At 53.2% G+C, this 14,976-nt stretch carries 10 protein-coding genes; 5 read left to right on the top strand and 5 right to left on the bottom strand.

What is annotated here, in order from left to right:
- Positions 1-17: 17 nt before the first annotated feature.
- The 5 genes from FYJ24_RS05955 to FYJ24_RS05935 all read right to left on the bottom strand — a co-directional run bounded on the left by FYJ24_RS05955 (position 18) and on the right by FYJ24_RS05935 (position 7,977).
- Positions 18-1,184, bottom strand: a complete 1,167-nt coding sequence (locus FYJ24_RS05955; RefSeq protein WP_206192539.1) for a Wadjet anti-phage system protein JetD domain-containing protein — start codon at positions 1,182-1,184, stop codon at positions 18-20.
- Positions 1,177-4,578 carry an ATP-binding protein gene (locus FYJ24_RS05950; protein WP_206192538.1) on the bottom strand — a complete coding sequence of 1,134 codons (3,402 nt, stop codon included), beginning with the start codon at positions 4,576-4,578 and terminating at the stop codon, positions 1,177-1,179. The genes FYJ24_RS05955 and FYJ24_RS05950 overlap by 8 nt, the downstream gene beginning before the upstream one ends.
- The gene (locus FYJ24_RS05945) at positions 4,571-5,152 is read right to left on the bottom strand and encodes a DUF4194 domain-containing protein (RefSeq protein WP_154544550.1); all 582 of its coding nucleotides are present in this window, start codon (positions 5,150-5,152) and stop codon (positions 4,571-4,573) included. The genes FYJ24_RS05950 and FYJ24_RS05945 overlap by 8 nt, the downstream gene beginning before the upstream one ends.
- On the bottom strand, positions 5,149-6,597 hold the full coding sequence (locus FYJ24_RS05940; protein WP_206192537.1) for a DUF3375 domain-containing protein: 1,449 nt from the start codon (positions 6,595-6,597) through the stop codon (positions 5,149-5,151). Before FYJ24_RS05940 ends, FYJ24_RS05945 begins: the two co-directional genes overlap by 4 nt.
- A 159-nt stretch (positions 6,598-6,756) precedes the next feature.
- Complete coding sequence (locus FYJ24_RS05935; RefSeq protein WP_154544548.1) at positions 6,757-7,977, bottom strand: Fic family protein; 1,221 nt, start codon at positions 7,975-7,977, stop codon at positions 6,757-6,759.
- 436 nt (positions 7,978-8,413) lie between these two features.
- Between FYJ24_RS05935 and FYJ24_RS05930 the strand changes: the two genes are divergently transcribed.
- From FYJ24_RS05930 to casB, 5 genes are all read left to right on the top strand, one after another.
- On the top strand, positions 8,414-9,040 hold the full coding sequence (locus FYJ24_RS05930) for a hypothetical protein (protein WP_154544546.1): 627 nt from the start codon (positions 8,414-8,416) through the stop codon (positions 9,038-9,040).
- Entirely contained in the window at positions 9,037-9,513 is a 477-nt protein-coding gene (locus FYJ24_RS05925) for a hypothetical protein (RefSeq protein ID WP_154544544.1), read from the top strand. Before FYJ24_RS05930 ends, FYJ24_RS05925 begins: the two co-directional genes overlap by 4 nt.
- A 189-nt stretch (positions 9,514-9,702) precedes the next feature.
- Positions 9,703-12,612, top strand: coding sequence for a CRISPR-associated helicase Cas3' (gene cas3 / locus FYJ24_RS05920; protein WP_206192536.1), 2,910 nt, complete (start codon positions 9,703-9,705; stop codon positions 12,610-12,612).
- On the top strand, positions 12,609-14,321 hold the full coding sequence (gene casA / locus FYJ24_RS05915; RefSeq protein ID WP_154544540.1) for a type I-E CRISPR-associated protein Cse1/CasA: 1,713 nt from the start codon (positions 12,609-12,611) through the stop codon (positions 14,319-14,321). The genes cas3 and casA overlap by 4 nt, the downstream gene beginning before the upstream one ends.
- Positions 14,318-14,971, top strand: a complete 654-nt coding sequence (casB, locus tag FYJ24_RS05910; RefSeq protein WP_154544538.1) for a type I-E CRISPR-associated protein Cse2/CasB — start codon at positions 14,318-14,320, stop codon at positions 14,969-14,971. Before casA ends, casB begins: the two co-directional genes overlap by 4 nt.
- The last annotated feature ends 5 nt before the right edge of the window (positions 14,972-14,976 follow it).

Genomic DNA, 14,976 nt, shown 5'->3' with positions numbered 1-14,976 from the left:
GTAAGTGAACAAAGTCGCTACGCTTCCACCCGGTAGCCAGCCGCAGCAAGGTGGTCAAGAGCCCAAGGCCAGCTGATACGTTCCTGCTCTAACCGGGCGCCAGCTCCGAAACGTCCTGAACGTAGTTCGGAGTAAAAGCCCTGCTCCTCTGCAGTGAGATGGCGGAGCGTGGCAGGCTTCGGTGTGACATCCCGCCCCCACCTATCTTGATGGGTCACAAATGTTTGCCGGTCCATCAAAACTGACTGGCAACGGGGTAGGTAATGTCGGGTGCGGTTGAGAATGGCAAAACCATCAAGGTCAATATCGCCCCAGTACAGGACCTTGGCGCCGCGCAACCAGCTTAGTGACGCAGGATGGTCAACCCCATAACCGCGGCCCCACAAGACAACGGACCCCGGAACCGCAGGAACGGACAAATAGGTGACCTCATTCTCAACGATGAGTACCACTTGCGGACGCAGAGGTATTTGGTCAAGTTCCTCAACCCTTAGAATTGCTTCACTGCCAGGCATTTTGGACCAATGGGGAGCATACCTTAGCCTCACCATCTGTGGTTTGCTGGAAAGTCCTAGACTTGATTCGAACCGCTTGCGGTTGGCGGGAATTCCTAGAATACCAGCAATAGGGGACAAATGAGTCTCAACGAATTTGGTGTCCACACCAGGGGCGTCGATTTCGCGTAAGTACCGGCCAGAATTTCGTTGACTTTCAAGCCAGATTGCAGCGGCAACAATGTGCTCCCACACCTGTGCATAGCGAAGAGTGGTCAAGGGGTGATTTAGTACCCAGGCTCTGGCAGGCTCATAAAGCGTAGATGAGAATAGGTCTTGGAACAGTGTGGCATCTTCGGCGACCCCTAGTAGGCGAAATGCCTGGGTAAATGAGGTGACATGGGCGCGGCGGGGAAGCCGCGAGCGGCCAGTATCGCGCCCACCGACACAGCCATATTCCAGCTCATAGCAGGTGCCGAGGCGTGAGCGTTCCTGAAGTACTGTCGCCCATCTGCGTGCCTGGTCGAAATGTTCTCCAATATCTTTTGCTGTTGGGGCGCGCAGAGAAATATCGAAGGCAGGGAAAGGCTCCTGTAAAACAAAAGCCCGCAGCAGCGTCCCGTCACTCCACCGGCGGTGTATTTTTGAGGCTATCTGCGAAGGCGTAGTCCACTTGGCTGGATCAGACACGGTGACTCTCAGATTCCAGGGCCTGGCGTGCGGAGCTGCGCCGATGGAACTCTTCAATAGTGAGGGTGTGAACCCGGGAATAGTCCCCGCTGGGGCTATCCACAAAACCGATGGTCTTCACATAGGGGGCAATCACATTGACTTTTTGTAGGGGAGTGACAATCAGCAGTTGCAGACCAAGTTTGGAAAACAGTTCCAAAGCGTAGCGGGTTGAGGCTTCTGAGCCACGCCCAAATGCCTCATCAATGACGGCGAATCGAAAATCTTTGGACTTAGAGACCCCCCATTCCAATCCGAACTGATATGCCAAAGAGGCAGCCAGAATGGTGTAAGCCAGTTTCTCCTTTTGTCCGCCCGACTTTCCATCGGAATCCGTGTAGTGTTCATGCTCCACACCGGTGTACCGGTCTATCTCAGAGGCAGCAAAACTGTACCAGTTACGTACATCTGTCACGCGGGAAGCCCATGTGCGGTCGCTCTCAGCGTGCTCAGGTCGGCCCCGCAACCGTTCGATCAATGCCCTAACCTTGTCGAATCTGCTCTCATTGTTAGCATCATCTGGGGTCAGTACGTCGCTAGTTGCCTCCTTTAGATCGGCGCGGAACTGGCGAATCTCCTGGTTCACCGTGGGCTGCGTGACTAGTGTGATGTGCCGACCCGGATTGTAGTCAATCGCAGCCAATGCCTCATTCACGCGGGCAACCCTTTCATGCATCACCTCTGCTTGACGGCTGAGCCAGTTATTGAAGCTGGAGAGTTCACGCAAAGCATTAGTATTCAGTTGAGTTCTAAACTCCTCCTCATACCGGGGCAGGTCATCATTGCGTACCTGGAGATAAAACGTGCGAAAATCGCCGATTGATCCCACGTCGGCATCCATTTCCTGCTTGAGTTCTTGCCACCGGGAAAGAATCTCATTCATTTGGCGGTGGATGCTGGTGGTCAGTCCGTTGATTTCGTTTTGAGCAGACTCAATTCCTTGGGTAAGTGAGTTACTAAGTCGTGTCCTCTGAGCGTCACACTCTTCAACAGTTGCCGGTAACGTATTGCCCAGGAGTTCGAGCAAAGAGTCATAATGCGTGCGGGCCCGATCCAAAGTGCTGGCATCAACTGAGCTCAGTGCTTGTTGTTCAGCTTCTTGCCGCTGAACTAGACGCGTGTGCTCGTGGCGCAATACGGTCAGGTCAGCGTGGAGACGCTGAATGTCGTTTTCCAGTGAAGCAATCGCCGCGTCAACTTCACGAATCTGTTGGTTGATTGTAGCCAACGCGGATGACCCCTCAATCAGTTCCTGGCGCTCTGATTTGAGATCTTCCAGTCGCTTCGAAGCGCCCAAGTGATCGATTTCTTCCCACGAGTCGAACTGGGTCAAAGCCTCCAACGCATTAAGCCGGGAATGTAGTTCAGCGAGGGAGCGATTCCGTTCAGCCTCCTCCTTTTCTGCCGCGGCCTTTCGTGCCTGCAAATCTTCCATATCTGCAGTCAGCGCCTGTAATACCCTCTCAATTCCTCGCATCATCAGCCATTTACGAGGATCATCAATCCGATACCGATCATCTTTTTCATGCCGATTACCATTCTTGATCAAACCCTGGCGGGTGACCGCCTTCGGATTCTCACGCAGCTCGGCCATCGACTCAGCTAGCACATGGTCGGCGCGGCGCCACAGTTCCTGCCTGATGAAAGACTCATATGGTCCCGGTTCAACGTCAATGATGCTGAACAGTCGCGCCGCCGACTGTTCAGAATAGGTCGCTGACACTTTTGGCGACCTGGCCCGCAAGTACACCAGACGGGTCCCCAAATGGGTACTGTTGATCCACTGGGATACGGAAGGGTAGTTCTCTTCGTCAACCAGCATCGTCAGGGCCAATCCCCGCAATACCCGTTCTGCGGCGCCCCGCCATTGTTCCGCCTGCGGCTGGACATCCATAAGCTCTGCGCCAAATGGGAGCTGGCCAGGATCGATATCCAATGCATCGCAGATCATAGAGCGAACGTGCAGCAATTCTTTGGGAAGGTTTGAGCGTCGACGCTGCAGATGATCCAGACGCTCACGCAGTGCCTGCACTTCGTGCTGGACTTGCCCAAGACCAATGACCAAGGGTCTGAGGGCATCCTGTTCGCTTTGTTCCTGCGCGGCCAAATCAGATCGCTGACTGTTGGCGTTGCTGATGAGGCTTGAGAACGCCTCGGAAGTGAAGTCATTGCCAACCTGGCTAAGGTGGGCCGCGGCGCACAACTTGTTGAAGCGATCCCGACGCATGCGCACCGTGTCAAGGTGTTGCTTAGCATGAGGGATCTGCGCATCCAGGTCAGCCAGTCTATCCCCGCCAACCCCGGCACGCTTGGAAAGCAGCTTATCACGGTCCTTTTTTCTGGCTGCTAACGAAGCTTCCAGTTGGTGCAGTGAATACTCTAATTCTTGAGATCGGCGGGCGCTATCGGCCGCAGCACTCTCCAGCACACGCAGGGTCGACTCGGAGATAAAACAACCAACCGCATCGCGTTGAAAAGAGAGATCTGCACGGCGGCCAACCGCGCTTTGGAATTTGTCGCACACCCCAATCAGTGGGGTGAGCAACTCTAGCTGCGCGGTTGCTTTCTGAACAGCTTCATGTGCTTTAGTGAGGTTCTCAAAGTGGCTGACCACATTGTTTATGCGGGGCTGAGCGTCAACCTGCTCTAGCATATGGCCGCGAACATACTCATTGAGATTGCCAACCGACTTCATGGAAACAGTCTGCAAAAACAGGTCCATCGCCTGTTCAGAGCGAATCCCCAGGAGGCGGCGCATTTTTCGACCATAATCGGGAAAATGCTTATCGATAGTTGCTCCACGTTTGCGCAGCGCCGCCCGCAAGTCGTTGATATCTCCACCAAAGCCGGAGAAATCCGACTCAATTGAGAGTTCCTGGGAGGCTGTCACGTAGAACCGTTCGGGCTGCCCCGACAGATCCTTATAGTAGAAAACCTGCGCTAGTGTGACTACCTCGTCAAAACCGCGGTTGCGGAATACGCCAAGAATCACCGAAAAGGAGTGATTGTCACGCAAAGCCACTGGGTGTGAAAACCCAGTCTCTTCGCTGCGTTCAGAACGGTAGTAGCCCAGCACATAAGATCTAAGGTTGCGCTCTCGCGTTTGGGCGCCCGCCGCCTTGTTATAAGAGATTTTCTGCGCTGGCAGCAGCAACGTGGTGATCGCATCAACCAAGGTGGACTTTCCGGCCCCGATTTCGCCGGTCAGAAGAGAGTTGTCACCGCAGGGCGCAATCGACCACGCGTAACGGTCAAAAGTTCCCCAATTGAACACTTCGAACTTTTCCAGGCGATATCCAGTCAGCGCACCGCCTGACTCAGTTAGTTCCAGCGTCGAAAACAGTTGATCAGTCATCGCCCTCCTTGCCTGTGTAGGTTGCGAGCTTGTGGTCCAGATCCCCCAAAACCTCAGCATCCACGTACGCTTTCAGGATACGTTGCACCTCCCACAAGTTACCCTGACCTCGCAGTGGGCGAAGAAAACCTAGTTCTGTAGCTTTAGAAATAGCTGAGTCCACTTGACGGGCGCTGCGCACCTCGTTCGTTGAATCGGGCAGAAATACCCGCATCATCTCAGAAAGCTTCTCTCTGTTCACCACCAGCTTTCCTTCTTCGCCCGAGGCGTCAAACTCCAACAAGCGTTTGCGCAGCAGAACCAGCAGCAGACTGGCCCCGTAGGTGAGCGCGCGCTTGCGAACCAGGGGCGGCAGAGCCTCTTCGCCCTCCTGCACCGGGTTGGTGCGCAAATATGCGTACCCCTCTAGCTGGTCAATGACAACGTCAACGCCGATGAGAGAAAAATGGTCCCTGATCTGCGCCTCGAACCGATCCAAATTGGTCCACGTAGCCTCGTTTGCTTGCCGGTAGACCACCCCCTGCATCAAAGTGATGATGGTCGCTGCGGTTGCATGTTCCTCAGGAGTCCTCATTTCCTCACTACTTTCACTTCCGGCATCCGCATGCGGCGCATCCCATCAGGCCCGTTACACTCGATAAGAATCCGTTTTTCGTGGTTGACCACAATCTCAATATCAGGCGCGTCAATTGTGAGGTAACCGAGCAGTTCAGCTACCCCCTCCTCCACAGGAAAAAGATCAAGAATTTCAGGTAAGAATGCGCTGGAGCGCGGGGGAAGACAGGTACGAATGTTATTTGCAAGACGGACGGTGTCAACAAAGCGCTGCGAAAGCAAAGAATCTAAATCAATATCTTCGGATACAGCCGGTTCGACCAGGCTATCAACACTGACATCATGTCGCATCGTGTGCAGTGGACGGGCCATAGGCAAAGAAATCTGCACTCCAGGCACGTCGATAGTCATTCCTGCCCGCGGCTTTGCCTCAGGGTCTTCGCGCAGAGCCAAAGCCCGTTTTTCGATGCTGCGGATCAGCTCCAATACACGTCGGTTCTCCAGCCAGACGCGGTCTTCCAAAAACGAGCGCAACTGCTCAGACAGGTTCCTCACGGTCTGTTGGGTCCGCTCGGCGCCCTCCGCCCAATCGTGATGAATAGTTCGCACGCCGCGAGCCACATCAATATCCTCAATAGAAGTCAGAGCAGCTAGAAGATTCGACAGCTCTTCTTGCCGGTCACTCGACAACAGAAAATCATGAAATGATTGGAAACTACGTCCCTCATCCGAATTCGCGATGCTAGAACGGCTTTGTACCAGATCGGCCAGTAGCTCTCCTTTGCTTCCATCCCATGCGGCAATCATCTCTCGGGTGGCGCGGTCAAGGTCACGGAAATTCTCTTCCACAGCTCGAAAATCGGCCATAAGGTCCCGGGAAGTTGCCATGAACAACTGGTATCTTTCACGCAGATTAGTTGCTTCTAAACGGCCCATAATTCCTGCTTCAACTTTGGCAATTTCCTCATCAATGCGCTGGCGTTGAGCCTGAAGATCTTGCATGCGAATGCTGGGATCCTCTTCAGCGCCGTGAACCATCTCCCGTAACAGTCCCACTAGCGTATGGAGCCGGGATTCAGTGCCAATAAAAGCGCGAGTTTTTATCCCTTCAATCCAGCGGTACGCCTTTTCAACTGCTGAGGTGGCATCGAAATGAACCTCATCGGAACCACTGGGATAAAACTTACGCAACCAACCCTGATCTGGCTCAGACCAACCATCAAGATATGTCTGCGCACCGGCGGTGTACAGGTCCTCATCGACCAAATGGACCGCGTACAGATATTCGTCTAGCGCCCCCACAAGAGTGCTCTCCGGGGTGGCTCCCTGGTGCCTTTCAATGAAGAAATCCCCTAAAAAACCCAGTACCAATGGCGCATTTGGGACTCGAAGCAACTTCCACGCGGGGCTGGTTTCGCGCAGGTGTGCCAGAGCTTGCACATCGCCATATGGGTCAAGGGCCACCCGACAAGTATACCGTGGCTGGTAAACGCGCCGAGGGCTGTAGTGCGTGAGCGCTTCATTTACTCGACGTTGAGGCGGACGACCTCTTGCCGAGTGTGTGTTTTTGACAGACATTTGGAAGGAATTTCGGTAAAAACCACGCACTCGGTAGAAATGAGGCTACGACACCGCTGGGTCAGCGCGTAGCATGACTGCATGTGCAGCGAAATCGTCGAGAAGTGCTAGGACAGCTGGGGCTTGCCAGGTTTGTTGTCTACGATCTCTTCCGGACTGGGTGACGATTCCCAGTTGCGATAGCTGAGTCAACGCCCGTCCAGCCGCTCTGTCGGAAATATGCAGTTCTTGCACCAGGAGAGGAATAGAAACAACAGGATGTAAAAATAACTGGTCGAGGGCTTTCCAAGTTGTGGCATCCGAGCGGGCAGTGATCTGTTGGCGCCAACCATCTCGTAAATCTTCAATTTCGCGGGCAAGTTGACCACCCAATAACGCCGCGTTGTCCGCCGCATTTGCAAAAACCGTAGCAATGGAACTGATATCTCCTTTTCGATACGAATTGAGAGCTGCAAAATACGTTGCTGTGTTAGACAGTAATCCAGCCGACAAAGGTAGCGGCGAGACCGTTACCAAACCTGATCTGCGCAGGAATGAATGTAAGAGCGCACGACCTACTCTGCCATTGCCATCTTCGAAAGGATGGATCATTTCAAATTGTGCGTGTGCAATCGCTGCTGACAAAAGTGGGACTGCCTCAAGGGCCGGTGAGGAAATGAAGTCGATCAAGTCCTGGAGTAGTGCCGGAAGAAGCTCTGGGGGTGGACCCACAAAGCTTGCCCCAATCGGTGCGAAATCCGAACCACCGATCCACACATCCACTTCGCGAAGCCTGCCAGCATTGATGTGCCTCGATTTGGCAAGTAACTCATGGTGCATGGCTAGCAGTGAATCGACCGTGATCGGAGACTCTAGAGAAAACGCACGGATCATAGCTGCAGTATTTGCTGATATTAGCTCTGCGTTCGCTGAATTCCTCAGACCAATCTCAGTCTCTGCCAGAGTGCGTGCAGAGGCAGACAAGTTTTCGACTTGCGAGGATGAAGCCGACTCAGACCGCAGCAAGACCGAGTGCATAAAGGGAGGTAGTTGCTTGGCTGTTGCCTCAAATTCTCGCACCGTGCTGGTTGCTTCAACAATACGTTCAAGAGTTGCAGAGTCAAGCGCAGTCAGTGGATTTAGATTGGCTATACGCGGAGGTATTGTCCGGCTGAATTCCTGTCCGTCAATACGCTGGGCTCGATGGTTTCCCAGGTAATCGCGGATTTCCCCCGATACCCGCCATATGCCTATTTCCTCCGTGGCAGCTGGCCACATTCCAGTCATTGTCTTTCACCTCCTTCTACCTACGCCAACCCTATAACGTATGGATAATCGCTAACTATACGTTAGTAGACTGACTGACGTATGGATAGGGCCTCTTGTGCCTGGCGAGGCAGTTGGCCGCCGTGGTTATTGCCGGTGGGTGGACCTTCCGAATAGAGCGCAGAGTGTCTTGAGTGTGGGTCGCCGCCGCAGCGGTGAACTCGGGAGTGGTCACGTGGGTGACCACATCAATCCGGCAGTCCGCATAGTTTGTGCGGGCCCAGAGCTCATCCCCACATGCGCGGGGAAATGTAGTCGACCTTTAGTCTCCTACTTTCAGGAACTGGCTCATCCCAAGAAGTCCGCGGCGGCTACGAGAATTATACCTCTTGAATTAACCTGAAGGTTCAAGAAAGGAGGAGTAGAAATAAGGGAAGTGCTCTGCTACGGTAAAAACGTGCGAATCTTTTTGGGTTCGCAAGAAGAAATGAACACCGGGTGTGCTTCGCGGCAACGAGGCACACCCGGGTCGCCCAAAGGCGTTGTACGACTAGACAGTCGAGTACAGCGTACCGGAGATACCCATCCGTGGGAACCTCCGATCTCCTTTGGGCGACAGTTCACCCAAAATGAAGGAGAAAATGTGAGGAATGATGTTGTTGGTTATTACAACATCAGACGACCATATCCGTTTGTGAACGTAGATGTTTTTGTGGACACACCACTAGTGGTAGACCCGCAAGCCATCAGGCTTTCAAGTTCGCCACAGCCTTTCGCGCGCGAAGCGATTGATTGCCTTGAGAGCTTTTGGAGCTTGGTCGTAATGTATGTTTTAGACGGTAGTGAAGAGGCTCTGGCGAAGGCTGAGTTATTACTGGGGTCATTCAAAGAGCCCAAAGAGAACAGGATGGGAGTAACCTGCGGGGGAATATCCGGCCGGGGGAGTGCTCACGTCATTGCGAAAAGAATTGTTGCTGTGCTAACACACGAAGCTTACGGCCTCATGCAAGCTGGATCCGTTGGACAAATTGATTTAGTTCCACTTTTCGTGAGAGGTGTTGCCGCGACATCATGTCCGACATGACCACACGTATAGCTTTCGGGCCTCTGGCGAGTTTCACGCAGTGGGTGACCGATACTTATCCAGAGTTTTCAATGCCAGGACATAGAGTCAGCCTATTTCGTAGGCAAGTATGGGACCCCAGTGTTGGTCAATGGTTCGAAAAAGAAATGATGCTCCCAGTCGCTGGCGGAAACCCGTTGTTGTTGGTGCCTAATGAGTGGGTGCGGTCCGGTTTGCTCATGTCGGCCAAGCGTTTCTATAAGACAAAAGTTCTTGTTTTTGTTCAACAAACAAAGGCCGCATACTTGCCGGATCGGAAACTTCATATACCTACCAAAAAAGAGCTTAGGGCTTACCCAAACCTTCACGGAACACATAAGACGAACATTCGGGTGACATTACAGGCGCTTGATGCTGGCGACGACCTGGTCTCGAACTTTCAAGATCATGTAAACAAAAAATGGAACATGCGGCACTCCTCGAAAGCCGCATAGCCCGCACGCCCTGCCGGTCTGCACTAGCGGTGGACCGGCAGCATTCTCGCTTCATAAACTATCGACATTTTGCACTGCATGATTGCGCAGAACTCTGTGTGTTAAAAGGATGAAAAACGCCATTATGATGATGAATAAACAACTACAATTGAGGGTGCAGAGTTGCGCCTTGAAAACGGTGGAGGAAATGTGAATCAGATACCCGAAGCGACGCCGATTTTCGGTCAAGCGGGATGGAACTTTTCTCACCAGTGGTCACCGCAGGCCCTGTCTTTGTGGGCTAAATCAGGGGACGAAGAAGCGAACTTGTCGCTGCCACAGCACCTCCTTGATGCTGCTGGTGTAGCCGACCAATTATGGGTGACCTGGATACCTCCCAAAGTACGACAGCTTCTAGCTCAAGAAATAGGTCTATCGGAAGATGATTGTCACCGCTTAGTAGTGTGGTTAGCGGCCACGCATGACATAGGTAAAGCATCAATGCCCTTCGCAGGAATGCTAGATGATTCACCTCGCTACAGGTATCTAGGTGACGCAATCAGGGACTCAGGATTGCACTTACCCGGCAGAGTCCTGCCCGTTGACTATTATCACCACACAGTGGCTGGCCAGGTGATACTCGCCAGGTGGCTTTGTAACCGTTATGGATGTCGCATACGTCCAGCTGATTCGTTAGCTGCTATTGCAGGTACCCACCACGGGCTTCCCTCATTTAGGGAGCAGGTGATTCATGCAGCCCAGCACCTCGATAAACACGCGCCCATGTGGCATGAAGTCCATCAGGAAATCGCTGATGTTATGACCCGCTTTACGGGAGCGGATGAGGTTCTGTCACGGCTTTTAAAGTCCGGTCAGCGTCTGACCGATCCAGTCCAATTACTTCTCACCGCTATCGTGATCGTCGCAGATTGGATCGCCTCCAACACCGAGGCATTCCCGCTTGGTCCTGGTGCACGCTACGACCAAGAACGCGTTGAGGCGGGAATGGCGATGATAAATCTGCCCCCACTGTGGAATCCAGATGATTCAGGTTTGCCCGCCAAAGAGGAGTATCAACGTAGTTTCGGATGGTCCGATGATCGTTCGCCTTTTCCTGTTCAAGAAGCAGCCGTAGAGGTAGCACGAAAATGTGAGAAAGCCTCGATTATGTGTATCGAAGCATCAATGGGAAACGGGAAAACTGAAGCATCGCTGGTAGCCGCGGGGATATTTGCGGCGCGGCTGAACTGTAGTGGGGTGATGTTTGCTGCGCCAACCATGACGACCAGTGATTCTCTATTCGCCCGCGTGTCTCATTGGGCCAAGCTTGTTGTCAATGAGGCTGTCGTCTCCATGTATTTAGGGCATTCGAAGAATACCCTCAATCGAGATTTTGCGAAAATGTCGCGGATGCCTTCCATTGAACTTAGTGACGAATCCTCTGAACCTGGTGATGACTCGCAGAAAAGAGCGCTCACTGTCGCCCACGAATGGCTGTGGGGAAGAAAGAAAGGCATTCTATCTTCCATGGTCGTGGGTACTGTCGACCAACTTTTATTCATGGCATTGCAGAGCAAACACCTCATGCTTCGGCATTTAGGGCTTGCTGGGAAAGTCGTGGTAATCGACGAAGTCCATGCCTACGATGCCTACATGTCGTCGTATCTTGAGGCGGCACTTGAATGGCTAGGCTACTATGAGGTGCCAGTCATCATGCTCTCAGCAACGCTGCCGCACTCAGTCAAAGCCAAGCTCATAGCTGCGTATCAGGCAGGGGCATCAGGAAGATATCGTCGGGACTTTATTGACGAGGTTCCTGCCAGTGGGGGTACCTACCCGGTAATCACCGTTGCTGATGCTGACAAAGCTACTCTTTACCCCGTAAATGGGGCAACGAAAGATCTTGCGGTGACGGTTGCTCCAATAGACGACAGCGAGGAAGACCTGCGCCAGGTGCTAGCTCCCATAGTCGAGGAGGGAGGGTGCGCTCTAGTGTTGTGCAATACTGTGGCGCGCGCCCAACAGACGTACCATGAGGTTTCGCAATTAGTGGGGGACGATGCATGCCTACTTCATGCGCGGTTTACTGCGTGTGAACGCGTGGAGAAGGAACGCCAACTTCTGGAAGAACTAGGGCCACCCAAAGATGGCCAACCGTCGCCTCGTCCAAAGAGGCGAATCGTCGTCGCAACCCAAGTTGTTGAACAGTCATTGGATCTCGATTTTGACCTCATTGTCACCGACATTGCTCCGATCGACCTACTTTTGCAGCGCATGGGTAGGCTACACCGGCATGTTCGCGCGGCCGGCGCGCGCCCAGCGGCAGTGTCAGTCCCTCACGCATTTGTACGAGGTGTTGCCGACTTTGGTGATGATACGCGCGCGCCAGTATTTGCCGATGCGCTAGAGGATATTTATCCGCGGGCATTGTTATTGAGCACTTTCGTCGCCTTGGGGCTGGAAGGTTCCGGAACAGTTGTGGACTTACCAGCGCAAATTCCTTTACTGGTGCAAGACGTGTATAGCGACAAAGTCGATATCCCCACAGGCTGGGCAGAAGATTTCGATGAGGCGCGTGACGCACTGGAAAATGCGCGCATCGAATCTGAAAAAAAGGCGCTCACCTTTCAGCTGCCACCCCCTTGTGAGGCACAGACCTTTGCCGACCTATGGAAAGAGCAACGAGCCGACGTTGCCGATAATGCTTCTGCTGAACAGCGTGGCTTTGCCCAAGTTCGTGATACTGAACCCACACTAGAGGTGGTGCTCTGTCAGGAGGTCCCCGGCGGATACCGGCCCCTGCCCTGGCTTGGCTCAGGCTACCACGACACGGTTGTCGCCAAAGATCAGCCTCCAGAACCCAGTATTGCCTGGCAGCTTGCTACTTCAACCGTGCGACTGCCTTATAGGTTTTCTAAGCCGGCGGTATTTGACAGGGCACTTGATCAGTTAGAACATGAAACAGATGCCGGATGGCAGGAATCTACCTTGCTTCGGGGGCAATTGCAGCTTTGTTTGGATGAGTCTTTTGAGGCGACGCTAGCGAATTACAGACTTAGATACGATAGGAATCTGGGCCTGATTGACATTGAAGTTGAGGCCATGAAGGGAAATAAATGAGTAGTAATAACGATGTTGATACGCATGGCGGATTCAATCTACTTGACGAGGCGTGGGTTTCTTGTCAAATGATTAACGGCGAGCTTCGGTCGCTATCTCTAACAGATGTGTTCGCTAAGGCCCATGAGATTCGTCGCCTATCAGGAGACTCGCCAGCGCAAGACTACGCCGTACTGAGGGTACTCTTGGCCGCATACTGGGCAGCCTGCCGAGAGAAAGATGAGGTTGGCGGAAAAAGATTCGACGCTGAAATATGGTGGCTTGAGCAATTCGAGAAAGCGCAAACCGATTCTTTTGGCGACGCGGTCAACGAATACCTTGAAAGCTATCGGGACCGGTTCGACCTCCTCGATCAAAAACAGCCCTTCATGCAAGTGGCAGATCTTCGCACCGCCAAAGACACTTTTAGCGAAATCGCAAGAATTATTCCCGAAGCCGAGTCGGACTTTTTCACCATGAGGGCTGGCTCTGGAAACGAGAGCATCAGCCTGGCTGAGGCCGCGCGATGGCTTATTGCTATCCACGCGTGGGACTACTCGGGCATCAAATCCGGCGCTGTTGGCGACAGCCGAGTTAAAGGAGGTCGTGGTTACCCGATTGGGGCTGGGTGGACAGGTCGTACCGGCGGTGTAGTAGTGCATGGGCGTAATCTCGCTGAGACACTGGTGCTCAACACCGACCCACGGATGATTTTTACCAGTTCAGCAGCAGAGGACAAGCCAGTGTGGGAGCGTCCGCCTGATAGTGCAGCGGACCGAAATGGGGGGGATCCGAACATCCCTGAAGTTATACCCACCGGTCCCTGTGACATTCTCACGTGGCAGACGCGTCGCGTTCGTCTTCGCCTCAAAGGCAATCGAGTTGTCGGAGCCCTGGTATCTAATGGAGATAAATACCAGATCCGTAATCAATTCCAGGACCCCATGACTGCCTACCGTTACAGCAAGAACCAATCAAGCAAAACTGATATTGTCCACTTACCTAAACAACATTCAGCAGAGCGAACTCTGTGGCGCGGGCTCGAACCTCTTCTCATCAGGGACAGCGCAAAAAATGTCAAGAACGCAGAGGAAGGCGATAAGCGTCCGGCAACACTGGAGTGGATTGCGGAGCTGCAGTACTTGGAGTCTCTACCAAAAGACCTCCTGGTAATAGTGGAAATGGTCGGCGTGGTTTACGGCAACAAAGATGCTGTAATCGAGGACACTATCTACGAAGCTTTGCCCATGCGCTTGGCAATCCTCACCGAGGCAGGTTCGAAAGCTGCCTACGACATTGTCACCGCCGCTGACACCACAATGGATGTGGCTATCTCTTTGGGGCAGTTGTCAGGGAATCTTGAGAAAGCGGCCGGGGGTGAATATGTGTTTGATAAGGAAGCTGCTGAACAGCTCCTTCAAGGGGTGGCAATGCCATTTAAGAACTGGCTTGCCCAGATCAAGCCCGCCACAGATATGGATCGGCATCGTCAGCGCTGGTTCGAGATAGTCCGCCAAGCAGCCAATAATGAAGCGGCTGCACTGGTCAAGGGCGCGGGCCCCAAAGCCCTCGTCGGAAAGCTGGAATCAGACCGCCTTGTCTCAGCGTCCACCGCGCTTGCTATGTTTCGTGCCGCGCTTCGCAAACACTTGGGCCCACCCACAGTTGAGAGTGCGGATAACACCGAAGAAGTCTCAGAATCACAACCGACACAGGAGGTCAATGTATGACAACCACAGAGGCGATGTCGACCTCTTCGACACAGAAAGAATCCAGCGCCGACAGTCATCGTGATGATTTTGCGTTCGCTATTCGCAAGGCCATCGGACGTCTATACTCGGACCGGTATAGCGGCAACCGTTCCCGTGAAGCAAAAGCTCAAGCAACTTTCGCAAGGCTGCGTCAAGCCGCTGGAAGGAAACCACAGGATGATCCGTTGGCGTGGATGGAAGTCCTGGATCTTGTTTCGTCAGACTTGCCCGAGTGGTGCGTAGGAAAAGGCGATGCCCCGTCCCCGTACGAAGAGGCCGCGTTCGATGCACTCACGCTTTACGCGTTACATCAACGCTCACTGAGGCCATATATGTACCAAAAACAAACAAGCGTTGGTGCTGCAGCAGCGCAGCTAGCTAAGAAGACAGATAGTGCGTCAATAAAACCACGATTTGACGTGCTTATGGTGGCCAGGTCTCCTCAGGCGATTGATCACCATCTTCGCTCTCTCTTCGGACTTTTTAACAGTCATGAGATACCGCTTGATCACGGACAACTTGCAACCGACCTCGTCAAACTGCGATCGCCGAAGAGCCGCGATCAAGTGCGTCTACGATGGGGCCGCGATTTTGCCCGAACCCTTTATGCAAAAACTTCTGACAAATAGACAAC

Source organism: Scrofimicrobium canadense, assembly GCF_009696615.1.
GTDB classification, from domain to species: Bacteria; Actinomycetota; Actinomycetes; order Actinomycetales; family Actinomycetaceae; genus Scrofimicrobium; species Scrofimicrobium canadense.
This window is presented reverse-complemented; position numbering and strand designations above follow the sequence as displayed.

What these genes read in the sequence shown, in the direction of transcription:
- FYJ24_RS05950 (WP_206192538.1), bottom strand. Translation starts at nt 4,578, where the DNA reads ATGACTGATCAACTGTTTTCGACGCTGGAACTAACTGAGTCAGGCGGT.
- FYJ24_RS05945 (WP_154544550.1), bottom strand. Translation starts at nt 5,152, where the DNA reads ATGAGGACTCCTGAGGAACATGCAACCGCAGCGACCATCATCACTTTG.
- FYJ24_RS05935 (WP_154544548.1), bottom strand. Translation starts at nt 7,977, where the DNA reads ATGACTGGAATGTGGCCAGCTGCCACGGAGGAAATAGGCATATGGCGG.
- FYJ24_RS05925 (WP_154544544.1), top strand. Translation starts at nt 9,037, where the DNA reads ATGACCACACGTATAGCTTTCGGGCCTCTGGCGAGTTTCACGCAGTGG.
- casA (WP_154544540.1), top strand. Translation starts at nt 12,609, where the DNA reads ATGAGTAGTAATAACGATGTTGATACGCATGGCGGATTCAATCTACTT.
- casB (WP_154544538.1), top strand. Translation starts at nt 14,318, where the DNA reads ATGACAACCACAGAGGCGATGTCGACCTCTTCGACACAGAAAGAATCC.